The sequence below is a fragment of the Mesorhizobium sp. M1142 genome (assembly GCF_040318565.1).
Taxonomy (GTDB): domain Bacteria; phylum Pseudomonadota; class Alphaproteobacteria; order Rhizobiales; family Rhizobiaceae; genus Mesorhizobium.
This window is the reverse complement of record NZ_JAMYMK010000007.1, coordinates 1-24758: the sequence shown is the minus strand read 5'-3', so window position 1 is coordinate 24758 and position 24758 is coordinate 1. Positions and strand designations below refer to the sequence as shown.

General features: G+C 63.5%; 28 protein-coding genes and 1 pseudogene. 13 read left to right on the top strand and 16 right to left on the bottom strand.

Features of this window, described 5'->3' with window-relative positions; translation table 11 throughout:
• Positions 1-14 precede the first annotated feature (14 nt).
• Both NKH42_RS13490 and NKH42_RS13485 read right to left on the bottom strand, forming a co-directional pair.
• Positions 15-359, bottom strand: a complete 345-nt coding sequence (locus NKH42_RS13490; protein WP_352690779.1) for a DUF2185 domain-containing protein — start codon at positions 357-359, stop codon at positions 15-17.
• A gap of 76 nt (positions 360-435) precedes the next feature.
• Positions 436-1329: a DMT family transporter gene (locus NKH42_RS13485; protein ID WP_352690775.1), complete on the bottom strand. Its 894-nt coding sequence runs from the start codon at positions 1327-1329 to the stop codon at positions 436-438.
• A gap of 90 nt (positions 1330-1419) precedes the next feature.
• On the opposite strand from NKH42_RS13485, the gene NKH42_RS13480 reads away from it, so the two are divergent.
• Together NKH42_RS13480 and NKH42_RS13475 are read left to right on the top strand one after the other, a co-directional pair.
• Positions 1420-2346 (top strand): LysR family transcriptional regulator, encoded by a 927-nt coding sequence (locus NKH42_RS13480; protein ID WP_352690774.1) that lies wholly within the window; start codon positions 1420-1422, stop codon positions 2344-2346.
• A gap of 230 nt (positions 2347-2576) precedes the next feature.
• A complete protein-coding gene (locus NKH42_RS13475; RefSeq protein ID WP_031211156.1) occupies positions 2577-2810 on the top strand; it encodes a DUF2093 domain-containing protein in 234 nt (77 codons plus the stop codon).
• Between the two features lie 252 nt (positions 2811-3062).
• On the opposite strand, the gene lpxK is transcribed toward NKH42_RS13475, so the two are convergent.
• The 6 genes from lpxK to NKH42_RS13445 all read right to left on the bottom strand — a co-directional run bounded on the left by lpxK (position 3063) and on the right by NKH42_RS13445 (position 8647).
• On the bottom strand, positions 3063-4091 hold the full coding sequence (lpxK, locus tag NKH42_RS13470; protein ID WP_352509468.1) for a tetraacyldisaccharide 4'-kinase: 1029 nt from the start codon (positions 4089-4091) through the stop codon (positions 3063-3065).
• Between the two features lies 1 nt (position 4092).
• The gene (waaA, locus tag NKH42_RS13465; protein WP_254817457.1) at positions 4093-5409 is read right to left on the bottom strand and encodes a lipid IV(A) 3-deoxy-D-manno-octulosonic acid transferase; all 1317 of its coding nucleotides are present in this window, start codon (positions 5407-5409) and stop codon (positions 4093-4095) included.
• Complete coding sequence (locus NKH42_RS13460; RefSeq protein WP_352509467.1) at positions 5406-6185, bottom strand: lysophospholipid acyltransferase family protein; 780 nt, start codon at positions 6183-6185, stop codon at positions 5406-5408. Before NKH42_RS13460 ends, waaA begins: the two co-directional genes overlap by 4 nt.
• 5 nt (positions 6186-6190) lie before the next feature.
• Positions 6191-6436, bottom strand: a complete 246-nt coding sequence (locus NKH42_RS13455) for a DUF4170 domain-containing protein (RefSeq protein ID WP_023674378.1) — start codon at positions 6434-6436, stop codon at positions 6191-6193.
• Positions 6437-6510: 74 nt separating this feature from the next.
• The gene (locus NKH42_RS13450) at positions 6511-7317 is read right to left on the bottom strand and encodes a 3'(2'),5'-bisphosphate nucleotidase CysQ (protein WP_352509466.1); all 807 of its coding nucleotides are present in this window, start codon (positions 7315-7317) and stop codon (positions 6511-6513) included.
• Positions 7304-8647, bottom strand: a complete 1344-nt coding sequence (locus NKH42_RS13445) for a TldD/PmbA family protein (protein WP_352751667.1) — start codon at positions 8645-8647, stop codon at positions 7304-7306. Before NKH42_RS13445 ends, NKH42_RS13450 begins: the two co-directional genes overlap by 14 nt.
• Before the next feature lie 150 nt (positions 8648-8797).
• On the opposite strand from NKH42_RS13445, the gene NKH42_RS13440 reads away from it, so the two are divergent.
• The 3 genes from NKH42_RS13440 to NKH42_RS13430 all read left to right on the top strand — a co-directional run bounded on the left by NKH42_RS13440 (position 8798) and on the right by NKH42_RS13430 (position 9768).
• Positions 8798-9088: a hypothetical protein gene (locus NKH42_RS13440; protein WP_352974201.1), complete on the top strand. Its 291-nt coding sequence runs from the start codon at positions 8798-8800 to the stop codon at positions 9086-9088.
• A 231-nt stretch (positions 9089-9319) separates the two neighbouring features.
• Complete coding sequence (locus NKH42_RS13435; protein WP_352509461.1) at positions 9320-9460, top strand: hypothetical protein; 141 nt, start codon at positions 9320-9322, stop codon at positions 9458-9460.
• The gene (locus NKH42_RS13430) at positions 9454-9768 is read left to right on the top strand and encodes an ABC transporter permease (protein WP_352509460.1); all 315 of its coding nucleotides are present in this window, start codon (positions 9454-9456) and stop codon (positions 9766-9768) included. Before NKH42_RS13435 ends, NKH42_RS13430 begins: the two co-directional genes overlap by 7 nt.
• A gap of 12 nt (positions 9769-9780) precedes the next feature.
• On the opposite strand, the gene NKH42_RS13425 is transcribed toward NKH42_RS13430, so the two are convergent.
• Positions 9781-10470: a DUF8692 domain-containing protein gene (locus NKH42_RS13425; protein ID WP_352690755.1), complete on the bottom strand. Its 690-nt coding sequence runs from the start codon at positions 10468-10470 to the stop codon at positions 9781-9783.
• Positions 10471-10559: 89 nt separating this feature from the next.
• Between NKH42_RS13425 and NKH42_RS13420 the strand changes: the two genes are divergently transcribed.
• Entirely contained in the window at positions 10560-10694 is a 135-nt protein-coding gene (locus tag NKH42_RS13420) for a hypothetical protein (RefSeq protein WP_352474393.1), read from the top strand.
• Between the two features lie 126 nt (positions 10695-10820).
• Here NKH42_RS13420 and epmA read toward each other — a convergent pair whose 3' ends face one another.
• On the bottom strand, positions 10821-11867 hold the full coding sequence (epmA, locus tag NKH42_RS13415; protein ID WP_352509458.1) for an EF-P lysine aminoacylase EpmA: 1047 nt from the start codon (positions 11865-11867) through the stop codon (positions 10821-10823).
• A gap of 114 nt (positions 11868-11981) precedes the next feature.
• On the opposite strand from epmA, the gene efp reads away from it, so the two are divergent.
• Positions 11982-12548 carry an elongation factor P gene (efp, locus tag NKH42_RS13410; RefSeq protein WP_023674374.1) on the top strand — a complete coding sequence of 189 codons (567 nt, stop codon included), beginning with the start codon at positions 11982-11984 and terminating at the stop codon, positions 12546-12548.
• 131 nt (positions 12549-12679) lie between these two features.
• Here the strand turns inward: efp and NKH42_RS13405 are convergent, their stop codons facing one another.
• Entirely contained in the window at positions 12680-13687 is a 1008-nt protein-coding gene (locus NKH42_RS13405; protein ID WP_352751669.1) for an AraC family transcriptional regulator, read from the bottom strand.
• Positions 13688-13913: 226 nt separating this feature from the next.
• On the opposite strand from NKH42_RS13405, the gene NKH42_RS13400 reads away from it, so the two are divergent.
• The 4 genes from NKH42_RS13400 to NKH42_RS13385 all read left to right on the top strand — a co-directional run bounded on the left by NKH42_RS13400 (position 13914) and on the right by NKH42_RS13385 (position 17913).
• The gene (locus NKH42_RS13400) at positions 13914-15296 is read left to right on the top strand and encodes an FAD-binding oxidoreductase (protein WP_352509456.1); all 1383 of its coding nucleotides are present in this window, start codon (positions 13914-13916) and stop codon (positions 15294-15296) included.
• 476 nt (positions 15297-15772) lie between these two features.
• A complete protein-coding gene (locus NKH42_RS13395) occupies positions 15773-16813 on the top strand; it encodes a glycosyltransferase family 2 protein (protein ID WP_352509473.1) in 1041 nt (346 codons plus the stop codon).
• Positions 16788-17480, top strand: a complete 693-nt coding sequence (locus NKH42_RS13390; RefSeq protein WP_352509455.1) for a class I SAM-dependent methyltransferase — start codon at positions 16788-16790, stop codon at positions 17478-17480. The genes NKH42_RS13395 and NKH42_RS13390 overlap by 26 nt, the downstream gene beginning before the upstream one ends.
• Positions 17458-17913, top strand: coding sequence for a GtrA family protein (locus tag NKH42_RS13385; protein ID WP_352703304.1), 456 nt, complete (start codon positions 17458-17460; stop codon positions 17911-17913). Before NKH42_RS13390 ends, NKH42_RS13385 begins: the two co-directional genes overlap by 23 nt.
• On the opposite strand, the gene NKH42_RS13380 is transcribed toward NKH42_RS13385, so the two are convergent.
• Together NKH42_RS13380 and NKH42_RS13375 are read right to left on the bottom strand one after the other, a co-directional pair.
• On the bottom strand, positions 17910-18542 hold the full coding sequence (locus NKH42_RS13380; protein WP_352509452.1) for a hypothetical protein: 633 nt from the start codon (positions 18540-18542) through the stop codon (positions 17910-17912). The two genes, NKH42_RS13385 and NKH42_RS13380, sit on opposite strands and share 4 nt — an antisense overlap.
• Complete coding sequence (locus tag NKH42_RS13375) at positions 18529-19686, bottom strand: putative hexosyltransferase (RefSeq protein WP_352509451.1); 1158 nt, start codon at positions 19684-19686, stop codon at positions 18529-18531. Before NKH42_RS13375 ends, NKH42_RS13380 begins: the two co-directional genes overlap by 14 nt.
• A gap of 73 nt (positions 19687-19759) precedes the next feature.
• On the opposite strand from NKH42_RS13375, the gene NKH42_RS13370 reads away from it, so the two are divergent.
• Positions 19760-19993 (top strand): hypothetical protein, encoded by a 234-nt coding sequence (locus NKH42_RS13370; RefSeq protein ID WP_352509449.1) that lies wholly within the window; start codon positions 19760-19762, stop codon positions 19991-19993.
• A 2-nt stretch (positions 19994-19995) separates the two neighbouring features.
• Positions 19996-20735: pseudogene (locus NKH42_RS13365) on the top strand (gamma-glutamylcyclotransferase).
• On the opposite strand, the gene NKH42_RS13360 reads toward NKH42_RS13365, so the two are convergent.
• Genes NKH42_RS13360 through NKH42_RS13350 form a run of 3 tightly spaced genes read right to left on the bottom strand, consistent with a single transcriptional unit; the run spans position 20722 to position 24518 of the window.
• Positions 20722-22704: a glycoside hydrolase family 127 protein gene (locus NKH42_RS13360; RefSeq protein WP_352751671.1), complete on the bottom strand. Its 1983-nt coding sequence runs from the start codon at positions 22702-22704 to the stop codon at positions 20722-20724. The pseudogene NKH42_RS13365 and the gene NKH42_RS13360 overlap by 14 nt on opposite strands.
• A gap of 27 nt (positions 22705-22731) precedes the next feature.
• A complete protein-coding gene (locus NKH42_RS13355) occupies positions 22732-23589 on the bottom strand; it encodes a carbohydrate ABC transporter permease (RefSeq protein ID WP_352703313.1) in 858 nt (285 codons plus the stop codon).
• Positions 23589-24518 (bottom strand): carbohydrate ABC transporter permease, encoded by a 930-nt coding sequence (locus tag NKH42_RS13350; RefSeq protein WP_352751675.1) that lies wholly within the window; start codon positions 24516-24518, stop codon positions 23589-23591. The genes NKH42_RS13355 and NKH42_RS13350 overlap by 1 nt, the downstream gene beginning before the upstream one ends.
• Between the last annotated feature and the right edge of the window lie 240 nt (positions 24519-24758).

Here is a 24758-nt window from a genome sequence, read left to right as displayed (position 1 = left end):
TTCCACAGGCGGCTTTAATCATCGTCTGGGGGTTCGAACTTCTGACGGACAAACTTCCCCTCGATTCTCAAAAACGCACTTCCACAAGGCGCCTCTAAACAAGAGGTAATGAGCGGGTCGTAATTCGCAATTGTATTGACATCGTACAAGCCGGAATTGTTGGGGTCATTGATGTATTCGTCAGATTCATCGCCTGCAAAAAAGCACCATCCGCTATCAACCGGATGATCTGGCGTTTCGCGGTAAAGATAGCCTACTTGCGCGCCATCCACGGTGATGCGGTCGGTCGCAATACACCTGCCGTAACCAACTGCTATTGGGCGAAACGTCGAACCATCCCTGAAAAACGTCTTAGGCATTCAAAGCTCACTGGTGGCAACCGTACTTCTAGTTAAATCAGCCGCGTACGCCACCAGCAGTCAAGCACTAAAGCTCTCATCTCTTCAAATTCACCACGATGACGCCGCCCAGCGCCAGCGCGCCGCCGAAGATGCCGAGCAGCGTCGGCACCTCGCCCAGCCAGAAGAAGCCGATCAGCGTCGCCACCGGCGACACCAGATAGAGGAAGTTCGAGGCACGCGCCGCGGGCAGGCGGGAAAGTGCTGTTGCCCAGGCGGCATAGGCGATCAGGCTGGGCACGATGCCGAGAAAGATGACGGCGCCGAGCCCGGCGGTGTCGGCGACCGCCGCCTGTGCCAGACCGCTCGACAGGAACGGCGACAGGCAGAGCGCGCCAAGCACCATGTTCGAGCCCGAGATGGTCAGCGGGTGGTGGCGGGCAAACAGCGGCTTCTGGACGATGGTGTTGACGGCCGAGCACAGCGCCGAGCCGAGGACAAGCAGCGCACCATTGTTGAAATGCAGCCCTTGCCCCTCGCCCATGGCGATGATCCCGATACCGGCGAAGGACAGGAATGTGCCGGCCCAGGCGAGGCCCGAGAAGCGTTCGCCGAGCAGCGCCATGGCCATGATGGCGGTGAAGATCGGGCTGACATTGATGATGAAGCCCGCCGCACCGGCCGAAACGGTCAGCTCGCCGAAATTGAGCATCACCGTGTAGAGTGCGACGAAGACGGCACCACCGAAGATAAAGCGCCAGAGTTCATCGAGCCTGGGCAGTGCCGGCCGCTTGACCGCGAGGAAGATCGCCGCCGGAACCGCGGCGATGGCAAAGCGCAGCGCGCCAAGTTCCAGCGGCCCGAAAGCGGCAAGGCCGGCGCGGATCGCCGGAAAGGCGGAGGCCCAGCCGACCACCGTCAGCGCCACCGCGATGGCAGCCGTGGCATCCATGCGCTGTGTCGTATTCAACGTGCCGGTGTAAGCGCTCATCTGGGTGTCCTCGCGATCCAATGCCATGAAGTAGAGAAACGCTATTGCGGGTCGGTTGACAAACGAACAAATCAAGGATCACCTGTGACTATGGATCACAGCTTAGACCCGATGCTGCCGCTCGAAACGCTGCGCGCCTTCGACGCCGCGGCTCGGACCGGCAGCTTTTCGGCGGCGGCCGAGAAGCTCAACATCACCCACGGCGCCGTCAGCCGGCAGATCGCCAAGCTCGAGGGCTGGCTTGGGCTGAAAGTCTTCGATCGCGGCGCGCGCGGCGTCTCTCTGACCGTCGAAGGCAATCGCCTGCATCTGCGCACCACCGAAGCCTTTGCCCTGATCGCCAGCAATTCGGACCGTTGGGTCGAGCCGCGCGGCACGGCGGTGGTGCGGCTGACCTCGATCCCCTCGGTCAGCGGGCTGTGGCTGATGCCGCGCATAGCGGCGCTGGAGAACCACCCGTCCAAGCTGCGTATCGTGCTCGACGTCGACATCCGCCAGGGCGATCTTGCCGACGAGGGCATCGACCTGTCGATCCGCTGCGGGCGCGGTCGCATTCCGGGCCGGATCTCGGTGCAGCTTTTCGAAGAATATGTGTTCCCTGTCGCCTCGCCGGAATTGGCCAGAGAGATCGGTCGCGGAGATCCCGCCCGACTGCTCGAATTTCCGGTGATCAATGATTCCGACGCTTCGGCCTGGCGCGCCTGGTTTGCGGCGCAGGAGATGGACTATCGGCCGCGGCCGCACGACCGCCGTTTCGAGGACTACAACCTCGTGCTCGACGCCGCCGCGCACGGGCTCGGTATTGCGCTGGCACGTCCGCCGTTGACGGTGGACCAATTGAAATCGGGCCGCATCGTCGCCGTCGACGAGCGCAGTGCGCTAAGCCCGATATCTTACTGGCTCGACCGGCCGCTGGGGCGGCCGCGCGCAGCCGCCGCCGAACTCGCCCGGCGCATCGCCGTCCAGGCAGGGCTGCCAGCGGAGAAGATCGAGCAGTTTATCACGGCCGAGGAATGAGATGCCTAAGACGCGTCGCGTTCGACCGGCCTCATGCGACGTGCTTCAGGTTCTTGTGTTTATGCATGTCGCGCAAAACCGCCGCACACTTTTGCGCGACATGCATTGGCATTCGCTTTGCCGGCTTGTTTGAGCAGGTGTCACCAGAAACAGAACCAGGCAAGGCCAACCAAGCTTGACCTCGCCGCAATTTGTGGCGATGACATCGTCATGAATTTCGGCACCACCCCATGATGAACCGTTTCGAAGGACCCGGCGGCAAGGAAGCCCGCATCCGCTATCTCGATGGCGACTTCCAGGTGACCAGCCCCGGCGCCTTCGTGCGCTGCGCAGTGACCGGCGAGAGCATCCCGCTCGACGAGCTCAAATACTGGAGTGTCGCCAGGCAGGAACCCTATGTGAATGCCGCCGCCTCGCTGCGCCGCGAGATCGAAGCGCATCCGGAACTGCGCCGCCGACGCTAGTTCAGCGCAAATGGGAGTCGCCCCGTTGCGATCCTGCGCCCTCTGCCGCGGCGTCAGGCCGGCAACACCGAAACCTTAGAGGTTATCTTGAAATAAAAAACCCGCCTCGGGCTCGAGGGCGGGTCACCGGCGAATCATCACCATACTCAGATTAGTAGCATAGCTGCCGGCACAAAGCAAGAACAAAATACGCTCGACCGGCGGAAAGCTGCAAATTCCAGTCCTACATCGCCTCGGTGCTCAAGCTGCTGGTCAGCCCCTCAGCCTGCGCTGCCGCCAGGCATCCAGCGTCTCGTCGATAATGCGCTGCGGCACGTGGTCAAGCTCGAACACAGTGTCGATCTTCAGCACATCGAGCCCGTCGAGGAATTCCGGCGGTGCTGCGCCGTGACGCAGGCGGGCAGCGTCCTTGGCGGTGGTAATGAGGCCAAGTCCGGCTTTACGTGCTGTCGCCGCCAATTCGGCAAGCTCGTCCGCACTGTAGAAATGATGGTCAGGAAATGGTCGGGTCAGCGCAAGCTCGCCCCCGGCCTCGCTTACGGTGTCGAAAAACCTGTCGGGATGACCGATGCCGGCGAACGCCAGGAACCGCCTGCCGGCCAGCGTCACCTTGCTGCTCGGCGCGGTATGCGCCTCGAAGATCGGCCTGCCGGCGCGCGCTGCCTGGCGCACGACCGTATCGGCCGCGGTGCCCTCGCCCATCTTCAGCAAGGCGCTGGTGAAGACCAATTGGTCGACGATGTTTGCCCGCAGCGGTCCGCCAGGGATGACGCGGCCATTGCCGATGCCATGGCGCGCGTCGACGACGACCAGCGCATAGTCGATGTGGATGCGCGCGCTCTGAAAACCGTCATCCATGATCAGGAAATCGCAGCCGAGCTTCTCCAGCAGAAGCCTGGCGCCGGCGGCCCGGTTCGGCGTCACCGCGACCGGCGCGTGTCCGGCCAGAAGCAGCGGCTCATCGCCGACATGCTTGGCGGCGTCGTGGTGCGGATCGACGATATGCGGCTGCGCGAAGGAGCCGCCATGGCCGCGTGACAGGAAACCCGGATTGAGCTGCATGCGCCGGGCCTGCTCGGCCAATGCGATCGCCACCGGCGTCTTGCCGGTGCCGCCGACGGTGAAGTTGCCGACGCAGAGCACCGGCGCCTCTACCTTTTCGCGCGGCGCATGCCGCATGCGGCGACCGGCGACAAGCGCATAGATGGCGGAGAGCGGCGACAGCGCCGTGACCCGCCAGTCGGGCTCTTCCCACCAGAAGGGCGGCGCTTCCGAGGTCACGTCAGCGCCCGTTCGCGCCCTTCAGGCGCGACTTGACGACCAGCGGCTGGATATAGGGCTCGAGCGACCTGAGGGTATGTGCCAGCGCACCGCGCATCTCGTCGACCGTCGCCGCGCCCGCCGCCATCATCTCATGGCGGGCCGCCTCGTTGGTCAAAAGGAAATTGACGGCGCCGGCCAGCATATCGCGGTCGCGCACCAGCTTGGCGCCGCCGCTATCGAGCAGGCGCTGATAGGCCTCGCGAAAATTCTGGACATTGCGGCCGGCAAGCACCGCCGTCTCCAGCATGGCCGGTTCCAGCGGGTTCTGGCCGCCTTCGGAAGTCAGCGAACGGCCGACAAAGGCGATTTCCGTCAGTCTCAGATAAAGCCCCATCTCGCCGATCGTGTCGCCGAGCAGAATATCGGTGTCGGCAGTGATCCTGTCGCCCTTGCTGCGCTGCGCCAGCTTCAGGCCCATGCCGGAAATCTGGGCGGCCAGCTGCCCGGCGCGATCGGGATGGCGCGGCACGATGATCGTCAAAAGCCCGTGGTGGCGCTTGTGCAGCATGGCGTGAACTTCGGCGGCGACCGCCTCTTCGCCATCATGGGTCGAGATCGCCGCCCAGGTCGGGCGACCGCCGATCTGGCGTTTCAGCGCCGCCAGTGCTCGCTCGTCGGCCGGCGGCGGCGCGGTGTCGACCTTGAGATTGCCGGACACGGTGACCGGCCGGGCGCCGAGCGAAAGGAAGCGCTCGCCATCGAGATCCGATTGGGCAACGACATGGGCGAGATTCTCGAACAATGCTTCGGCAATGTTGGCGCGCTTCTTCCAGGATTTGAAAGAGCGGTCGGACAGCCTGCCATTGACCAGAACCTGCGGCACGCGGCGGGCGCCGAGTTCCAGGATGGTCATCGGCCAGATCTCCGATTCGGCGATGATCGCCAGGTCCGGCTGCCAATGGTCGAGGAAGCGGCTGACCGCCGGCTTGAGGTCGAGCGGCACATATTGGTGGATGATGCGGTCGCCCAGCCGTTCTTCGGCGACCTGCGCCGAGGTGACGGTGCCTGTGGTCAGCACGATGTTGACGCCGTAATCGAGAATGCTCTCGACCAGCGGCACGACGGCGATGGTCTCGCCGACGCTGGCTGCATGGATCCAGATCACCGGGCCTTCGGGGCGCTCGCGTCCGGCGACGCCGTAGCGTTCACGCCGGCGAATGCGGTCCTCCTTGCCTCTGGAAGTGCGCCAGGCGACGTAAGGTCCGACCAGCGGGTAGGCGGCGGCCCCGGCGAAACGGTATGCCGTCAGGAAGGCGCGCGCCCAGCGCATACTCATTTCGAACCGTCCACAAGCCGATAGGCCTCGGCGGTCGCGGCATTGAGCGAGGCCGTGACCTCCTGGCGCTTGCGTTCCATTTCCGCGGCGTCGGCGTTGGCCGGCACGAAGACGGGCGTGCCGACGACAATCGAGGAGCGGCCGAAGGGCAGGTTGATCGTCGTCTTGTCCCAGCTGCCCTCGATCACCTTGCGGCGGCTGGTGGCTATCGCGGCAGGCAGGATCGGCCGGCCGGACAGCCGCGCCAGGAGGACGACACCCAGCCCCGCATCGCGTGGCGTTCCGTGGGGAATATCAGCTATCATGGCGACATTCTTGCCGGTGGCGAGCGACTTTTTGAGGGCGATGAGCGCCTTGGCCCCGCCCTTGTCGAGATGCCTTGCGCTTTGGCGCCCGCCAGAGCCGCGCACCGCCTCGATGCCGAATTTCTCGACCATCAGCGCGTTGAGCTCGGCATCGGCGCTGCGCGACACCATGGCAACCAGCGGCCGTCCCTTGGGATAATAGGCCGGGGTCAGCAAATGCTGGCCGTGCCAGAGGGCGATGATGCCAGGCTCGAGCTGCGCATAGGCGCCGCCGGAAAACTTGGCCGATCCGTCGACCATGCGGTTGGTCAAGCGGACAAGGCGGACGAAATACGCAAACAGCGCGGCAAGCGCATTCTTGACGAATCGCGACTGCGCCAGCGGTTCGCGGATCTTGCGCCAGAACGTCTTCGGCTTGCGACGTCTGACCGCCGACCGCGGGGCTGAACGCTTGACCGCTTCATGGTTCATCGATGTCAACCGACAGCCTTGTTTTCGGGGTCGAGCAGGCGGTGCAGGTGAACGACGAAATAGCGCATATGGGCATTGTCGACACTAGCTTGCGCCTTGGCCTTCCAGACGGCGTGCGCCGATTGGTAGTCCGGATAAATGCCGACGATGTCGAGCGCGTCGAGATCGCGGAATTCGGTGCCGCCCAGCTTCTTGAGTTCGCCGCCGAACACCAGGTGCAAAAGCTGTTTCTTTCCGTCTTCAGCGGCCATGTCGATCCTTCACATATCGTGAGTTTGGGACAGGTCTAGACCAAAGCCGCCGACTTTGGAACTATTGATAGCGCTCAATTGTCCAGCCCGGCGATGACGCCCGCGAGCACGGCGAGGAGTTCGCCGCTGCCGGCGGCGAGCGGTCCGTGACGGATCACTTCGCCGGCATAGAGCGGCGCGCGGCCGTGCCGATCGAGCACGGCGCCGCCTGCCTCGCGCAGGATGAGATCGGCCGCAGCGATGTCCCAGTCATGCGCGTTGGCCTTGACGAAGGTGGCATCGAGCTGGCCGCCGGCGATCATCGCCAGCCGGTAGGCGAGCGAAGGAATATAGGGCACCCGCTTCAGCCGTTTGTGCCATTTCGCCGGCAGCAGGTCGATCATCGGCTTCGGTCCGGCGATTTCGGCCGTTTCCGACGGCGGACGCACGCTGATGCGCTTGCCATTCAGGAACGCGCCCTCGCCGGGCAGCGCCCAATAGATCTCGCCCTTCGCCGGACAGTCGAGCACGCCGGCAAGCGTGCGGCCGTTCTCGACCACCGCTACGCTGACGCACCATGTGGGCAAGCCCTCGAGGAAGCCGCGCGTGCCGTCGATCGGATCGACGACGAAGGTGCGGCGCGCGATAAGCCTTACCGGGTCGTCGACGGTTTCCTCCGACAGCCAGCCGTAGTCCGGCCGGGCCGCCAGCAAGGTTTCGCGCAGATATTTGTCGGCGGCGTGATCGGCTTCGCTGACCGGCGAGGTGCCGCCCTTCATCCACACCTGCGGATTGTTGTTGAAGTACTGCATGGCGATGAGCCCTGCCTCGCGGGCAGCGTCGAGCAGCAGCTGCAGGTCTTCAGTAGCGCCGGCCGAGACGGCCGGATCAAGCTCCGGCAAGGGTCATTCCTTCGATCAAAAGCGTGGGCGCGGCAGTGCCGAAATTGCGGTCGAGATCGCTCGCCGGAACCATGTTGAGGAACATGGTTTTCAAATTGGAGGCGATGGTCACCTCGGCGACGGGATAGGCCAGCTCGCCGTTATCGATCCAGAAGCCGGAAGCGCCGCGGCTATATTCGCCCGTCACCATGTCGACGCCCTGGCCGAACACTTCGGTGACGTAGAAGCCGGTCTTGAGCGACTTGATCAGCTCTTCCGGCGTCCGTTCGCCAGGCTCGATTGCAAGATTGGTCGATGACGGCGAGACGGACGAGCCATTGCGCGAGCCGCGCCCATTGGTGACGAGGCCGAGTTCCCGCGCCGCGGAAGTCGACAGGAACCAGTGGTTGAGCACGCCCTTGTCGACCATGAACAGTTTTTCGCCCTCGACGCCTTCGCCGTCGAACGGGCGCGAGGCCTGGCCGCGGCGCCGGAGCGGCTCGTCGGTGACGGTAATTGCGGCCGAAGCCACCTTCTTGCCCATCATGTCGCGCAGAAAGCTGGTCTTGCGCGCCACTGCGGCGCCATTGATGGCACCAGCGAGATGGCCGGCAATGCCGCGCGCCACGCGCGGATCGAACACCACGTCGACCGGCCCGGTCGCCGCCTTGCGCGCGCCAATACGGCGTACGGCGCGCTCGCCGGCCTTGCGGCCGATGTCTTCCGGCGCGTCGAGATCGGAAAAATGCTGGCGCGAGGAGAATTCGTAATCGCGCTCCATGCCGGTGCCCTCGCCGGCGATCACGCTGGTCGAACGCGAAAAGCGCGACGCGACATAATGGCCGACAAAGCCATGCGAAGTGGCGAGCACAAGGCCGCCCAGCCCGGCACTGGCGCTACTGCCGGCCGAATTGGTGACGCCCTTGACGGCAAGCGCCGCCGCCTCGGCGGCAAGGGCTGCTTCCTTCAACTGGTGGGCCGATACCTGAGTGGCGTCGAACAGATCGAGGTCGCGCGGCGTCTTGACCAGCAAGGCCGGATCGGCCAGACCCTGATAGGGATCTTCGGGCGACACTTTGGCCATGGCGACGGCACGCTCGGCCAGCATATTGGGGTCGGATGCCGCCGTTGCCGAGACGCTCGCTACCCGCTTGCCGACGAAGACACGCAGCGAGACGTCTTCGCTCTCGGACGCCTCTGTGCCTTCGACCTTGCCGAGCCGCACCGACACGCCGGTCGAACGGCCGCGCACCGCAACCGCATCGGCGGCATCGGCGCCGGCCCGTTTGGCAGCCTCGACCAGGGCTGCGACGCGATCGGTCAGTTTCGCTGCGTCGAGCGTATCGGTCATGCGCATGATCCTGTTATTTCCGGCCGGCTGAAGGGCAGCCGTTGCTGCACCATCTATTGTCCCGGTGCGGCTTCTGCAATGGGAGAAGCGGACAATCAGGGGGCATCCAGCCCAGGTCGGCGCGACTCCTGATCGCAACCCGACGGCGAAATGTTCGATCGATCAGGCGCGGAAGCGATCAGCCGAAAACGCCGCGAGACGCGCTGGATCGCCGCGTCCAGCGATCAGTTCGGCGACCAGGCGCGCGGCGATCGGCGCGAGTGTCAGGCCGAGATGACCATGACCGAAGGCATGGATCACCTGGAGCTGCCGCGCGACGGACCGATGACCGGCCGGGAATCGGTGACATTCATCGAGTCCGGGAAGTACAGACCGCTGGCCCCGGTCGCGGGCAGGCCGGGCTCCAGCGCGGCCACCGCTTCCGCCATCATAACCTCTTGATGGACGCCAAACCCGGCGCGCAGTGCCCTGCCCCCAGCGGCCTTGGCGAAATCGCTCTCGCGACGATACAAGTAGAGACAGCCGTGGAGCGCGGCAAGTCTGCCAGGTCAGCGTCCGCCATCACCTCCTCCCAGGCCGTCAGGGCCTCGGCCAGCAGACCGGCGAGCGCCAGCGCATTGGCGCGGGTGGCCGCCGGAAGCGATTGCCGCACGAATTGGAGGCATTGAAAGAGTGCCGCCGGAGCAGGCGATCTTCCTGCAGGTGTTCATGCCCACATTCTTCGTCGCCGCGGTGGAGACGCTGGCCACGCTGATACTGGGCTTCCCCCTCGCCTGCCTCATCGCCTCCGTGCCCAAGGGCCTCGCATGGTGATCCTGTTTCTCCTCGTGCCGATCCTCGTTCCGGTCCCCTTGTCGTTCAACAGCGGCGCCTTCTTCATCTTTCCGCTGGAGGGGATTTCGACGCGCTGGTACGCGGTCGTGCTCGGCACCCAACGCTGGCAATCGGCGATCGGGAACAGCCTGATCGTTGCGTTCGGGACGACGCTGATCGCAACGACACTCGGCACGTTTGCAGCGATTGCGCTTTCCGACGAAAAGTTTCCCGGCCGCCGCATCGTCATGCCGCTGCTGCTGTCGCCCCTGATCGTGCCGGTGGTGATCACCGCCGTTGGCTCATAGCATGTGCGGCAGTCAGCCTGTAGAGTTGGGATCGGCTGGATCCACCCACGGGCGGCCCAACCGTGTCACCATCGCCGCGTACCCGACGGCACCTGCCGCCCAAAGGAAGATGCCAAGCTCTTTGACAGCGTCTTCCGCGATGTCGACCGCCGAACTCGGGCTAGGAAACAGCTCTCCCAGCTGGTCGATCGCTGCTGACATCGCGAGTAGGAAGCCTGCGGCCACAAATACGATCGAGCCGTCGAATGTCTTCCGTCGCAGCCGAAAGAACCAGAACAACCCGGCGACGGCGTAGGCAATCATCGTAACAATCTCTGGTATCGCGACAAACGGCAGCACGTCCTCATGGATCAACAACAGGTCATCGAGGCCCATGACCAAGGTAAGGCCGCCGAGAAACGTGCAATCCCATCGGTGCGTGAGCAGACCGGCAAACAGGGTCGCCGCGCCGGTGCCGATCCACAGTGAAGCACCTAGGGACGAAATCCACCCCGTATAGAAGCCGACATCCGCGGCTGCAGATGGATCTCGATAGAAGATTGTAGCGTCCAGACCAAGAGTTTGCGCGACGAACAGCGCGGCCAAGAGCATCACAACATTAATCGCCACGGCCGCAAGTATGACCAGGCGCCAGGACATTGTCCATTCGCTGCTATGTTTTGCGTTCAGCGCGTTTTTGTCTGGCATTGTGCCGAAGGCCATTCTGAGTACGACGGCCGATAGCTCCGCGGCGCCGAGAACCCCGCCAGCACTATGCCGGCCCACCATGATCGTGGCAACACACGGAACGGTTGCAGCGTCTCGCACATGACGAGGTCGTCGCGGTGCAGTTCCTGGCCAGCGCCAACCAACGCACCATGCCGCTCGAAATGTTCATCGGCTTGCGCGAAAAGCTCTCCCCGGCAATAGCGCCGCCGCCACGCTGATGATGGGGCTGTCGATAATCCTCCTGGTCGTCGCCAATCTTCTGGCTCGACGGAGCCGGCGGCGGCCTGGACCGACCATCTGATCCTGGCTTTCAAGCCGGGCGAGATCGGCTTGTCCAACCTTCCTCAGGGACCAGCCACCGGCGTCCAGATCACGTCGTCGATCCTGAGCGCGCCGGTGGCGAGCATCACCAGCCGGTCGAAGCCGAGCGCCGCGCCGCTCGCCTGCGGCATGATGGCGAGCGCGGCGAGGAAATCCTCGTCGATCGGGTAGCGTTCGCCATAGACGCGCTGCTTCTCATCCATTTCGGCGGCAAAGCGTCGGCGCTGCTCGGCCGGATCGGTCAATTCGCCAAAGGCGTTGGCGAGTTCGATGCCGCAGCAATAGAGCTCGAAACGCTCGGCGGTGCGTGGATCGTCGGCGCTCGGCCGGGCCAATGCCGCCTCCGAGATCGGATATCCGAAAAGAATGGTAGCGCGCCCCTGCCCCAGCGCTGGCTCGATTTTTTCGACCATCACCCGGCTGAACAGGTCGGCCCAATTATCGTCGGGCGCGGTCCGCAATCCGGCCTGGACCAGGGCGGCATGCAACCCCGCGCGGTCGGTGTTGCCATCGGCCGCAACCGTCGCCAGCAGATCGATGCCGGCATGGCGCATGAAGGCTTCGGCGACGCTCAACCGTTCCGGCCCGGCGAACGGATCGGCCTCACGGCCGCGGAAGCTAAAACGCTTCGCTGCGGCCCGTTCGGCCGCCAGCGCTACGAGCTCGGCGCAATCGCGCATCAGGCTCTCATAGGTCTCGCCGACGCGGTACCATTCGAGCATGGTGAACTCAGGATGGTGCAAGGGGCCGCGCTCGCGGTTGCGCCAGACAGCCCCGAGGCTGAAGATGCGCTCTTCGCCGGCGGCAAGCAGCTTCTTGCAGGCGAATTCCGGCGACGTGTGGAGGTAGAGCGGCTGGCGCTGCCCGTCCGGCCCGATCGCCTCGGTGGCAAAGGCCGACAGGTGCGCTTCATTGCCGGGCGAGACCTGCAGGGCCGATGTCTCCACCTCGACGAAGTCGCGGCGGGCGAACCAGTCGCGCATCCCGGTGGCAATGGCATTGCGCAGGATCAGCCGCGGCCGGCGGTCGGCGTGGACATGCGGCGTCCACCACGGCGAGGCGGCGGTCATCGGCTTCAGGGGAATTGCACAGAGGGCTGGCGATTGCGGCCAAGATGCGCTAGGCCGCACGCAACGGCCTCTCCAGCCGATTTGCGCCAACAAATTTTATCAGGATGGAAACCCGTGAAGGTCATCGCCAGCTCCTTACGCAAAGGCAACGTCGTCGAAAAGGACGGCAAGCTTTATGTGATCCTCTTTGCCGAAAACATTCATCCTGGCAAGGGTACGCCGGTCACCCAGCTCGACATGCGGCGTATCTCCGACGGGGTAAAGGTTTCCGAGCGTTACCGCACCACAGAGCAGGTCGAGCGCGCCTATGTCGAGGAGCGCGAGCACACGTTCCTCTACCGTGACGGCGAAGGCTTTCACTTCATGAATCCGGAGACTTACGACCAGGTCGCGGTGCCGGAAAGCGTGGTCGGCGACATGGCGCCCTATCTGGTGGAAGGCATGCCGGTGCAGATCTCGCAATACAACAACATCGCCATCTCGCTGGTACTGCCGCAGCGCGCCACTTTCGAGGTGGTCGAGACCGAGCCGGTGACCAAGGGCCAGACGGCGTCCTCGTCCTACAAGCCGGCAACGCTGTCCAACGGCGTGCGTACCCTGGTGCCGCCACACATCAGCGCTGGCACCCGCGTGGTGGTGATGACCGCCGATGGCGCCTATGTCGAGCGCGCGAAGGATTGAGGCGCGAGGCCTGAAACGCCTCGCCGAACGCGTCGAGGCTGCCGGTCATCGTCAACCGCTTTGTGGCAGGGGCTTTCGAGCATTGGGACGCTTTACGCGGACCGAAGCGTCAACGCCCTGCCAGTTCTTTCCTATTGCACGACGCCAGCGGGCAATCTCTGAGCCTCGAGCAACGCCGACCGTCCCTTTCGCCAGGTGCCAGGTGGAATGCCGACGAACTTTTTGAAGGCGCGATTGAAGGCGGCTTCCGACTCGTAGCCGACCTCGGCACCCGCTTGCGCGATGCTCATTTCAGGGCGTTCGAGCAAGCGTCCTGCCAGTTGTAGACGCCAGCGAGCAAGATAGTGCATGGGCGAAACCCCGACATAGTGGGTAAAGCGGCTCGCAAACGCCGTGCGCGAGAGCCCTACTTCGCGGGCGAGCCGGTCCAATGTCCATTCCTCCCCGGGGCGAGCGTGGATGAGCCGGAGCGCCTCGCCGACATGTGGATCCCGTAGGCCTGACAGCCAGCCGCGCGAATCGTCGGGCAGGGTCTCGAGATGGCGGCGGATGATCTCGACAAACATCAGCTCGCTCAGCTTGGCGAGTATCGTCTCACAGCCCGCCCGCCCACTGCCACCTTCTGCCAGCGCCAGCCGAAAAAGGTCGATAACCCAGCTGCTTCCATCGGCGGGCTTGCGGGCGCACAGGATGGCCGGCAATGCGGCCAGGAGAGGATTGAAGGGACGTGCATCGCAGCCAAGATACCCGCAAATGAACCGGGTCCGCTCGTCTCCCCCGCCACCATGGATCACCGCAAACGGCAGGCTCTCGTCTATCGGCCGATAATACATCGCCATATTGGGTTCGCCCCGCGCCCCCGGCGAGGAGCTCAACACGTTCGGAACACCACCGGGGAAGACAACGACATCACCGGCGTTCACGAGCACCGGGGGCACCGAATCGTCTCCCAGCGCGGCCCAGCACGAGCCCGACATCACGGCATGAAAAGAAATGATGTGCTCTGCCTCCGGCATGATGGCGGCGGCAATGTCGGCCGTGCCCGGCGACTCGCCAACCCAGGGAGAGCTGGCGTCAACGTCGAAATAGATCGCACCGGTGAGGCGAACGGCTCGGAGCACATCGGAAAGGACATCCATGCACTACACCTCCGGAAACGATCGGCTACTCCCTTTGACAACGAGTTTTTCCGCCAGGCATCTCGAACTATCCGGCAATATGGCCGCCCGAGCAACTATCCATCCGGTCTAATCCTACTCTGAACGATCGGGCAACAGAAATGGACGATGTGACATTTGCGGGAACAGCGGACGGGATTAGCGTTTCATCGGCCGGCCGACAGGTCCAATAACAGGGAGGAATGTCATGAACGATGAAGACATCACCAAATTCGCAGCAAGCCTGCGAGGCGAAGTCATCCGCGCCGGCGACGCCCGCTATGACGAGGCCCGCAAGCTCTACAACGGCATGATCGACAAGCGGCCGCTGATCATCGCCCGCTGTGTCGACGTCGCCGACGTAATCACAGCGGTGAATTTCGGCCGCGACAACAATTTGCTGGTTGCGGTACGTGGCGGCGGCCATAATGGACCAGGATTGGGGAGCTGCGACGACGGTCTGGTGATCGACCTGTCGGCGATGAACGGCGTGCGCGTCGATCCGGATGCCCGCACGGCGCGGGTAGGCCCGGGCTGCACTCAGGGCGACCTCGACCATGCCACCCATGCCTTTGGCCTGGCCGTACCGGCGGGCATCATCTCGACCACCGGGGTCGCCGGACTGACGCTGAGCGGCGGCCATGGCTATCTGACGCGCAAATATGGCCTGACCATCGATAATCTGGTCGAGGCCGATGTCGTGCTTGCCGACGGAAGCTTCGTCACCGCCAGCAAGGAACGGAACCCCAACCTGTTCTGGGCGCTTCGCGGCGGCGGCGGCAATTTCGGCATCGTTACCAGCTTTGTGTTCAGGCTCCACCGGGTCAGCATGGTCTTTGCGGGGCCGATCGCATGGGATCAGCGCCACGCCCGCACCATCATGCAGCATTATCGCGAGTTCCTGCCGAACGCGCCCGAAGAACTCGGGATCTTCCTCGGGCTCAAGACCGTCCTGTCGAGCGCACCCTTCCCGGAAGAGTTTTGGGGACAGCGGATGTGTCTGCTGATGTGCTGCTACAACGGCCCGGAGGAAAAGGGCAGAGAGGCGCTGGCCCCGCTGCTCGATGCGCTGCCCGCGCCCTGGTTCAACTGGATGGGAACGATGCCCTATCCCGCGGTGCAGAGCATGTTCGATGGGCTCTACCCGAAGGGAATGCAGTGGTACTGGCGCGGCGATTTCGTCAAGACGCTGTCCGACGAGGCGATCGACGCCCATCTCGAGCAGGCGGCGAAGACGCCGAGCGAGCTATCGCTCATGCATCTCTACCCGATCGATGGTGCGGTCCATCGCGTCGGCAAAGACGAGACACCCTGGAATTACCGTGATGCGACCTGGTCGATGGTCATCGCCGGGATCGATCCGGACCCACAGAAAGCGGGCCCGGTGACGCGCTGGACCAAGGCCTACTGGGAGGCCGTGCATCCATTCGATCTGGGTGGCGCCTACCTGAACTTCATGATGGATGACGAGGGCGATGCAAGGCTCAAGGCGGCTTATGGCGACAACTATGAGCGCCTGGCTACGCTGAAGAAGAAATACGACCCGAACAACCTCTTCCGGGTGAACCAAAACATTCGACCGGCTGCTTGACGGCGGCGACCGGCCAGGCCGGCAAGTGTCGTACCGGCTGCGGGCCAGCTGAGGCTTGGCCGGTACGATAAGGCGGCCGGTTAGGGCGCTCGCTGGCCTGCCAGCGGGACACTCGGCCGCGCTCGCCGACCGTGTTCCATGAGCGATGTCCGGCATGCGTCAAAAGCGGTCGGCCCGCACCCTTAGGGTCACCCGTAGCCCCGCTTTAACCGACAAGTCCGGGAGAGTAGGCCTCGCGGTCAACGCGTTATGCCTCAACGACTGCTTCTCGCCAGCCCGATCGCGCCGGCAGCCACCGATAGTTTACGCCTCGATGTGGACGTCCGACCTCACGACGACATCCTCCAAGTGCTTATCGAGAACCGGTACTCCCTCCAGAACTAGATAAATTAGCAGTTTCTTAAGTGCCTTTGGAACTTTGTAGCTTTCGTTCCATTTTCAACCGCATGCGAGAGTCTGTGGTCCACGACCCTGGAATGACGGTGAACAGGTCACCGCCTCGCTACTCGCTGGTCCTGCCCGTATACAATGAAGAACAGGTGCTTCCTCGGCTGATCGAGCGGATCAGTTCGCTTATCGGCCGGCTGGACGGCGAAACGGAGGCCATCTTCGTCGATGACGGAAGCCTCGATGGAAGCGTCGAATACCTCCAAAAGGTGGTTGCCGCCGAGCCGCGCTTTCGGCTGATCGAATTTTCCCGCAATTTCGGTCACCAGGTGGCGATTACCGCCGGTATGGACGCCGCTGCGGGCGATGCCGTCATCGTCATGGATGCAGACCTGCAGGACCCGCCGGAAGTCGTTCTCGACCTGGTGGCAAAGTGGAAGGAAGGCTTCGAGATCGTCTATGCCCGCCGAGTCAAGCGCGAGGGCGAATCCTGGTTCAAGCGCTTTACGGCAAGTCTTTTTTATCGCCTGCTGGAGAAAATGACGTCGGTCGATATTCCGCGCGACGTCGGCGACTTCCGCCTGGTCGGCCGCAAGGCGCTGGAAACCTTCAAGCATATGCCCGAACATGACCGCTTCGTCAGGGGCATGTTCGGCTGGATGGGCTTCAAGCAGACGGCAGTGCCATTTGAGCGCCACGCCCGAACCCTGGGCCAGACCAAATACCCATTCTGGAAGATGATGCACCTTGCGGTTCACGGCATCGTTAGTTTCTCCGAGAAGCCGTTGCGCCTGGCCCTCTGGGGCGGATTGGCCATTTCCGCGCTTGCGGTGGTCTTTGGTGCCTACGCCATCTTTGCCTGGTTTTTTGAAACCGGCATCATTGCCGGCTGGACATCAACCGTGGTGATCGTGTCGCTCCTGTGCGGCATCAACCTTTTCATGACCGGCGTGGTCGGACTCTATGTCGGCAGCATCCACGCCGAGGTGAAACGCCGCCCGCTGTATGTGATCGATCGGCTCACCGGCTTCGACGAGGCGATGCGTGCCGTCTCTGGTGAGCGCCGCCGATCGTTTCACAAGCCCAGGAGTGGAGTCCCCGCCAATGGGCGAACTCTTCGACAGCTATAATTCCAACTATGGCGAGGCGGTCGAAGGGTCCATCCGGTTTTCCGGACTCAGGCACGACTTCTTCCTTGTCGCCAAGGCGGACCTGCTGCGGCGTCTGCTCGTCGAGCGAAAGCTTGGACAGGGTGGGGCGACCGTAAGGGCGCTGGATGTCGGCTGCGGCGTCGGTTCGCTCCACCCCTACCTCGAAGGTGCTTTCGACAGCCTGGATGGCTGCGACGTCTCGCAAGAATCGATCTTGCGTGCCAGCCAAGACAATTCGCGTGTGGCCTACAGGACCTGCAGCACGCAGCGGCTGCCTTATGAGGACGGCACGTTCGATCTGGCTTTCGCCAGCTGCGTCGTCCATCATGTCTCGCCCGCTGTCTGGCTGGATTTCTTCCTGGAACTGCGCCGCGTCGTGCGGCCGGGCGGCGTCGCCTGCATCATCGAGCACAATCCCTACAATCCACTGACGCGTCTTGCGGTGTTTCGGTGTCCGTTCGATCACGAGGCAGTCCTGCTCAACGCCGCTAAAGCAAGGTCCCTTTTTCAGGAAACAGGCTTCAGGGACATCCGCTCCGAGCATTTTCTGCTGCTACCCTCGGCAACGCCCTTGGCCAAAAAGGTCGAGCGCCTGCTTTCCGCCCTGCCGCTTGGAGCGCAGTATGCGTGCAGTGCGCATGTCTGAGCGCCGTTCGACCGGCGACGCTGGGCTGAGGCTGCTGGCGCGCTTCGGGTCGGTCGGCATTGCTGCAACGATCCTATATGCAGTGATGGCCACCGCTTTGGTCAAATGGCAACGGTTCGGCCTCTCGCCGGTCGGTGCCTCGCTCGCGGCTTATACCGCTGCCGCCCTGTTTTCTTATCTCGCGCATAAGTTCGTGACCTTCGCGTCGAGCGGATCGCATCGATCGGAGGCTCCGCGTTTTCTGTTGTTGACGGCGACAGGCTTCGCCGTTGCCTACGCGGCGCCGGCACTTTTGACCGCGAAATTCGGCCTTCCACCGATCATCGCCATCCTGGTTACATGCTTGCTTGTTCCGGCGGTCAATCTTCTCATGCTCGACCGCTGGGTTTTCGCGCAGCGAAGACGCGGCCAGCAGCGTGATCGCCTGCCCTAATCCGCCTCAATGGGATCGAGCCGGAGCGACAACAATTTGATGGAGCGCTTGTAGATGTTGCTGGCGGCCGGACTTGGCGGAATGCCGTCGAGGTAGTCGAAAGCGATGTCGAGTGTTTTAGCCTCGGCGAGAGCCGCCGGTGGGATAACGAACGAGACCGTTCGTGGCTCTTTGCCGGACAGCGTGACCGCATGCGCCCGAACGCGGTTTACCGAGATCACGACCCTTTGCGTGACCTGTGGCGGGCGAATGACGGCGGCCATTTGCAGCGTAGCCGTCAGGCCGTCGCGGAGCGGCGGTATCTTCAGGCGAAGCCGCGAGGTCTCGCCCAGCGAATGGGTGCCGTCGGCTACCGGTCCCGACCAGCCGCAGACCCTCATGCCGGCTGCCTTTTTGGCTCCGTCGGACCGGAACGACACCGTCTGGCCAAGGGTGTAGCTGCCGACCGCATCGCGATTGAGGCAGGTTGTCATCCAGTCGATGTAATAGGCGCGATAGTCGGCATTGACGTTTGGATTGACAGCAAGCGCAAGGATGATGACTTCCGCCCCGGCCAGAACCGCCGCCAGCGTGTAGCCGCCAAGCGAGGCCGCGCGCCGATGCGGGCCCGGAGTGCTAGACCAGGGCAAGATAGCCCCCGATCCATGCCACCGTCATGAAATAGCAGGCGCCAAGGAAGAGACCCAGAGCCGAAAGAAAAGTCAGCTTCGACGCCGACAACAACGTGGTCAGCAACATTGTCAGAGGCGCAAGCCCAATGACGTATCTGACCATGGAGGCCAGGTTCGTGATCAGCGGCAGGATGATGCAGCAGGCGCAGAACAGCGCGGCGCCATATTGCCTGCGAACCGCCAGAACCGCCGATAATGCCAGTCCTATGAGTGCGGCGAGCGCGCTCCATTGCGGCGCCGTAGGCAGCCATCCAGTCGTCGGAACGGCCGAGAGTCCATCCCATATGAAGGCGAGCGGATTGCCCGCCACCCGTCCAAACGCGCGCTGGACGTGCAGGAAGGCAAAGCCGTCCCCGACCGTCAGATAGAGGAACAGGATGTAGGCGAACAAGCCGGCAGGCGAGATGAGAATTGCAACGAGCAGATCCGGTCGGCCAAGCACCCAACGTGGGAACGAAAGCGCCGATCCGCCCTTTGCGCGGTAATCCCTGAACATCTGAATGACGGTCGCAAATACAACAAGCACTCCGACGAGCCTGGTTGCCGACAGCAGAGCCGATGACAGCCCCGCGGTCAGATAGCTGGAGCGTTTGAGTGCCAGAAAAACGCACGACGTCAGGAGCACGAAAAGAGGTTCGGTCAGGAAAGTCGTGAAGTGAAAGGAGAACGGGCCGCTGAGCAGAAAGGCGCAATACAGCACATAAGCGCGCATGTTCTTCTCGAGCAGCGGCCACGCCACCAGACAGGCCGCGTAGCTGCACGCAATCGATGCGATCGACGCGAGCAGTATCGTCGGCAAAGGGAAAACAGACCGGATTGCCGCCACCAGCATCGGATAGAGCGGAAAGAAGCCCCAGCGTCCGACATTGCTCTGGCCTGGAATGGGAAAGCGCTCATAACCGTGTTCGGAAATGTCGACATACCACGCGCAATCCCACCGGCAGAGCGCCTGGGCATAGGCTGCGAAGCCTGGTTCCGCCGAGATCGAGGCAAATGCCGCATAGCGAATGGCCAGTCCACCGACGACGAACAGCAATGGCACCGCCACGACGGCGACCGCAATATAGCGACCGCCGGGACGCGCGACAGCTTCGAGCGCCACAATCTGCCTCCACCCGTTCAAGTGACTGGCGCCACTCAAAGCTAGATGACGCGCGCCCGGGCGAATTCAAGGCATGCATTTGGCGGCTCAAATTGGTGATACCAGCGATCCGGCGTCCCTGAGCCAGACCAGCATCTCGCTGCATCACGTTGAAATGGGTTCAGTCGACGCGTTTAACCCGTCGCGTAGGTATTTGTGCAGTCAAGCTGTTGTACACGACAGTTCGAATCCTGATACCGCGCTGGTGTACTCGGCCCTTGAGAATCTTTCAGCCTTCGGCAACATGGCGGCAAGGCTGAGAGCATGAGGATGAGCAAGGTCATTTCCGCCGCATCACGGCGTTCGCCACGCAAGACACCGATGGCGCTGACCGAGGCGCTGGTCGCCCGCACCTTGCGTGCGGTCGAGGATGCCGGGCCGACACCGGGCATGGTCTACATGACCGATGCCGATTACGCGCGCATTCGCGACGAGGTGGTGGCCGGCGCGCCGGCCGGGCCGGTGAAGCTGTTCGCCTATGGCTCGCTGCTGTGGAAGCCGGCCGGCGAGGTCAGGGGTGGCGAACGGGCCGTGGCGACGGGCTGGCACCGTTCGTTCTGTTTTACGGTGCAGCGCTTCAGGGGCACCGTCGAGCAGCCCGGCCTGATGATGGCGCTCGACCGCGGCGGCCAATGCCAGGCATGGTGTTCGAGATCGCCGAGCCCGTGGCGGCCAATCTCGAAGCGCTGCTGCGCCGCGAGATGACCATCCTGCCCTCCGTCAACCTGCCGCGCTGGCTGCAGGTCAGGACAGCCGACGGCATGGGCCAAGCGCTTGGTTTCGTTGTCGATCGCGCCAATCCGCGCTATGCCGGCAAACTCGACAAGCGAGCGATAGCGGCGACCCTGGCCAACGCCGTCGGCCATTGGGGTTCGGGCGCCGAATATCTGTTCGAGACCATTCGCCATCTCGACGCCTGTGGCATCCGCGACCGCAATCTCTGGCAGCTGCAGGAACTTGTGGCCGAGGAGATCGGTCGGGCGCTGCCGTCGGGCTTCATTCGCCCCTGAGCCAGACCAGCATCTCGCCTGGGTCGCGGTTGTCCCAGGCGAAATACGGCACGGCGGTGACTTTTGCCTCCTCGACCGCCGGCGGTTCGGTGCGGTAGAGCCCCTCTTCCCAGTTTTCGAAAGCCTCCTTTTTGGCGATCGCCGAAAGTGTCACGACGCCGCCCAGAAGGTTCGGCTGCTGATGCGCCTCGATGTCGGCCGTGCGCGGCAGAGCGATGCGGTGCAACTGGCTGGAGTTGTCGGTCTCCTCGACGCAATAGATCAGCGGCCCGCGCGCCAGTGCGACACGGCCGATATCCTGCCGCACCTGCGGGTTGGCGTATAGACGGTCGACCGCCATCTCGAGATCGAGCTCGACGCGGTCGCCCTTGCGCCATTCGCGGCGGATCGCGGCATAACCGTCGCTCGTGACAGCAGCCAGATCGACATCGGCGCCGTTCACCTTGAGCGTTGCCTTGCGGCACCAGCCCGGCAGGCGCAGGTGCAAGGTGAACGCGGTCGGCGCTTCCGGTTCGACGCAGATCGAGACCGCGCCGTCCCACGGATAATTGCTGGTCTGGGTCAGCTCTATTTGCCGGCCCGCGATATCGAAACGAGCCGTGCCGTTTCCATAGAGATGGACGGCGAGTGCGTCGTCCGACAGGCCGTAGAAATAGCTGCCGATCGAGGCGACCATGCGCCCGACATTGGGCGGGCAGCACGGGCAGCGATGCCATTTCCAGCGGTGGTGGGCGCCGCGGCTTTCGAGCGGATTCTCGTAGAAGAACAGCGAGCCGTCGAGCGACAGGCCCGAGATCGAGCCGTTGTAGAGCGCCCGCTCCATGATGTCGGCGTAGCGCGCATTGGGACCCATGCCGAGCATGCGGCTCGCCCAGAACACCAGGCCGACCGAAGCACAGGTCTCGGCATAGGCGGTGTCGTTGGGCAGGTCGTAGTCGACGGTGAAACCCTCATTGTGCGAGGACGGCCCAAGGCCGCCGGTGACGTAGAGGTTCTTGGTCATGAGATCGTCCCACAGCCGGTCGAGCGCCACCCGCAGCGTGTCGTCGCCATATTCGGTGGCGATGTCGGCCATGCCCGAATAGAGATACATCGCCCGCACCGCATGGCCGACGACCTTGTCCTGTTCGCGCACCGGCTTGTGCGACTGGTTGTATTCGTAAGTCTTGAAATGATAGGCCTTGGGGTCGGCGCCGCGTGCTCGCGCCTCCTCGTCGAAATAATGCGGCTGCTGGCCGCGCTGATCGATGAAATATTTGGCAAGCTCCATGTATTTGCGCTCGCCCGTCACCCGTGCCAGCTTGACCAGCGCCAGCTCGATCTCCTCATGGCCGCAATAGCCCTTCTTCTTGCCGCGCTCGGGACCGAACGTCTCGGCAATATGATCGACATAGCGGCACATGATGTCGAGCAGCTTGCGTTTTCCCGTGGCCTGGTAATAGGCGACCGCGCCTTCGATCAGGTGGCCGGCGCAATAGAGCTCGTGGCAATCGCGCAGATTGGTCCAGCGCAAGCCCGGCTGGATGCGCTGGTACCAGCTCGACAGATAGCCGTCGGGCTGCTGCAGCTTGCCGTACATGTCGATGACAGCGTCGATCTTCTTCTCCAGCTCCTCGTTGCGGCGACGGTAGAGCGAATAGGCGGCAGTCTCGATGGTCTTGCCCCAATCGGAGTCCCAGAACATCTGTGTGGTCACCGTCGATCCGGTGAACTCGTTGCCGGCGGTGGCGGCCTCGTCCGGCGAGGGTGAGTGGAACGGGATGACGACGCCGGGCGACGGCCGGTCCGGGTCGATCTGCTCGAGCATGCGCGCCTCGACGCAGCGGTCATAGAGGATGCCGGCGGTCTTCGAGGCGACGGCATCGACGCGGTCGCCCCAGAAGCCGCGCACGTCGACCTGCGGCACCGGCAGCGGGCGGAAGGCGAGTTTCGGCTTGACGCCCTGACTGGCGGATTGCGATGCGGTCATCAATTCACTCCGGTTCGGTTCGATTGGTCACTTCACGGCCCCTGCCATTAGGCCGCGGATGTAGAAGCGCTGCAGCAATAGGAAGAGCACGAGGCACGGCACCATCATGACGGTGACGCCGGCCTGCACGGCACCCCAGTCGATGGCGCCGAAGCGGCCGGACTGGAGTGCGGTCATCATGATCGGCAGCGTGAATTTGGACTGGTCTGTCATCAGCACAAGGGCCGCCAGAAACTCGTTCCAGGCGCCGAGGAAGGCGAACAGCGCGATGGTGACGATGCCCGGCCAGACCAGCGGCAGCATCACCCTCAACAGCATGGTGACATTATTGGCGCCGTCCATGCGCGCGGCCTCCTCGATCTCGCGCGGCACCGCGTCGAAGGCGTTGCGCATCATGAAGATCGAGAACGGCAGCTGCAGCGTGACATAGACGCAGACCAGCCCGGTCAGCGTGTTGTGCAGGCCGATTTTTGTCAGCACCAGGAAGATCGGCGTCAGAATCGACTGGAACGGGATCATGATCGTCGACAGGATGACGACGAAGAGCAGGTTCTTCAGCGGAAAACGGAAGCGCGAGAAACCGTAGCCGGCGAGCACGCTGACGATCACTGACAGCACCACGGTCATGACCGAGACGTAGATGCTGTTTTGCGCCGGCAGCCAGAGGCCATCGCCGAAGGTGTTGAGCGTGGCGTAGTTCTCGAGCGAGATGCCGCTGGTCGGCCAGGGCGGCAGCGGCGGCTGGCGCGCTTCCTGCGCCGGCTTGAAGGCCGAAAGCACCGTCCAGGCGATCGGCGCCAGGAACAGTATGGACGCGATGATGCCGGTCGAGTGCTCGGCAATCTGCATGCCGATGCGGCGGTTGCGGCTCCTTGCCTGCGCCATCAGTCGACCCCCTCGGGCTGGCGCAGCAGCCGCAGCTGGATGAGGCTGAGCGCCACCAGGATGACCAGCAGGACCATCGAAAGTGCCGCGCCATAGCCGAGCTTGAACGACACGAAGGACTGGTTGAAGATCCAGTAGACGGCGGTCAGCGTCTGGTTGCGCGGGCCGCCGCGCAGGATGATGTAGAACTGGTCGAAGGCGAGGATCGAGCCGGCCACCGACAGGATCAGCGCCAGCGCCAGCGTGCGGCGCATCAAGGGCAAGGTAATCGCCCGGAACCGTGCGAATGGCCCTGCCCCGTCGATCATCGCCGCTTCCTGCAGATCCGGCGGGATCGACTGCAGGCCGGTCATCAGGATGATCATGGTAAAGCCCGCCACCTTCCACACCACCATGGCGATGATCGACCAGAAGGCCGGCTGGAAGGTCGCCAAAAGGTTGAATTTCTTCTCGGTCAGGCCAAGCTCGAAGGCGGCCGGGCTGAACAGGCCGGAATCGACATTGAGCAGCCACGACCACAAAAGGCTGGCCGAGGCGAAGCCGATGACCGCCGGCATGAAGAAGGACGTCCGGTAGAAGCCCGTCAGCTGCCGCGGCCTTTCGATGAACAGCGCCAGCGGAAAGGCGACGGCGAAGATCGCGATCGTCACCACCACCGTGTAGTAGCCGGTGAACTTCAGCGCGTTCCAGAAGCGGGTGTCGCGCAGGATCGCCCAGTAATTGTCGAGCCCGATAAAGCTGTGCGCACCCATCAGCGGCCAGTTGTGCAGCGACATCCAGGCCGTCATGCAAAGCGGCACGATGAAGAAGACGACGACCAGGGCGACGGCCGGCGCGACATAGAGCAGGCCGATCCACTGCCGGCGGCCGGCGCCGACCTGTTTGTATGCGCGCGCTGGCGCGGCGGTGGTTGCTATGATGGTGGTCATGCCTGTTTTTCCATTGGCGGGACGTCCCCCTCCCCCTTGAGGGGAGGGTCCGGCCGAAGGCCGGGGGTGGGGTCCTCCGCGAAGCGCGCCGACATCAAAAGAGCGTCGAGCACTGCCGCGATGACCCCACCCGGACCTGCGGTCCGACCTCCCCTCTGTTTGGACCGGGGACATCGCGAACAGGTGTGCGAGGACATCGCGAACAGTTTGGCGCGCTTTGCGCTGGGGGGTTCGGGATGC

Excerpts from the sequence above, each read along its gene's own strand:
- NKH42_RS13490 (WP_352690779.1), bottom strand. The coding sequence starts at position 359 with ATGCCTAAGACGTTTTTCAGGGATGGTTCGACGTTTCGCCCAATAGCA.
- NKH42_RS13485 (WP_352690775.1), bottom strand. The coding sequence starts at position 1,329 with ATGAGCGCTTACACCGGCACGTTGAATACGACACAGCGCATGGATGCC.
- NKH42_RS13480 (WP_352690774.1), top strand. The coding sequence starts at position 1,420 with ATGGATCACAGCTTAGACCCGATGCTGCCGCTCGAAACGCTGCGCGCC.
- NKH42_RS13475 (WP_031211156.1), top strand. The coding sequence starts at position 2,577 with ATGATGAACCGTTTCGAAGGACCCGGCGGCAAGGAAGCCCGCATCCGC.
- waaA (WP_254817457.1), bottom strand. The coding sequence starts at position 5,409 with ATGAGTATGCGCTGGGCGCGCGCCTTCCTGACGGCATACCGTTTCGCC.
- NKH42_RS13460 (WP_352509467.1), bottom strand. The coding sequence starts at position 6,185 with ATGAACCATGAAGCGGTCAAGCGTTCAGCCCCGCGGTCGGCGGTCAGA.
- NKH42_RS13455 (WP_023674378.1), bottom strand. The coding sequence starts at position 6,436 with ATGGCCGCTGAAGACGGAAAGAAACAGCTTTTGCACCTGGTGTTCGGC.
- NKH42_RS13445 (WP_352751667.1), bottom strand. The coding sequence starts at position 8,647 with ATGACCGATACGCTCGACGCAGCGAAACTGACCGATCGCGTCGCAGCC.
- NKH42_RS13440 (WP_352974201.1), top strand. The coding sequence starts at position 8,798 with ATGTTCGATCGATCAGGCGCGGAAGCGATCAGCCGAAAACGCCGCGAG.
- NKH42_RS13430 (WP_352509460.1), top strand. The coding sequence starts at position 9,454 with ATGGTGATCCTGTTTCTCCTCGTGCCGATCCTCGTTCCGGTCCCCTTG.
- NKH42_RS13425 (WP_352690755.1), bottom strand. The coding sequence starts at position 10,470 with ATGGCCTTCGGCACAATGCCAGACAAAAACGCGCTGAACGCAAAACAT.
- epmA (WP_352509458.1), bottom strand. The coding sequence starts at position 11,867 with ATGACCGCCGCCTCGCCGTGGTGGACGCCGCATGTCCACGCCGACCGC.
- NKH42_RS13405 (WP_352751669.1), bottom strand. The coding sequence starts at position 13,687 with ATGGATGTCCTTTCCGATGTGCTCCGAGCCGTTCGCCTCACCGGTGCG.
- NKH42_RS13400 (WP_352509456.1), top strand. The coding sequence starts at position 13,914 with ATGAACGATGAAGACATCACCAAATTCGCAGCAAGCCTGCGAGGCGAA.
- NKH42_RS13395 (WP_352509473.1), top strand. The coding sequence starts at position 15,773 with ATGACGGTGAACAGGTCACCGCCTCGCTACTCGCTGGTCCTGCCCGTA.
- NKH42_RS13390 (WP_352509455.1), top strand. The coding sequence starts at position 16,788 with ATGGGCGAACTCTTCGACAGCTATAATTCCAACTATGGCGAGGCGGTC.
- NKH42_RS13385 (WP_352703304.1), top strand. The coding sequence starts at position 17,458 with ATGCGTGCAGTGCGCATGTCTGAGCGCCGTTCGACCGGCGACGCTGGG.
- NKH42_RS13370 (WP_352509449.1), top strand. The coding sequence starts at position 19,760 with ATGCATTTGGCGGCTCAAATTGGTGATACCAGCGATCCGGCGTCCCTG.
- NKH42_RS13360 (WP_352751671.1), bottom strand. The coding sequence starts at position 22,704 with ATGACCGCATCGCAATCCGCCAGTCAGGGCGTCAAGCCGAAACTCGCC.
- NKH42_RS13355 (WP_352703313.1), bottom strand. The coding sequence starts at position 23,589 with ATGGCGCAGGCAAGGAGCCGCAACCGCCGCATCGGCATGCAGATTGCC.
- NKH42_RS13350 (WP_352751675.1), bottom strand. The coding sequence starts at position 24,518 with ATGACCACCATCATAGCAACCACCGCCGCGCCAGCGCGCGCATACAAA.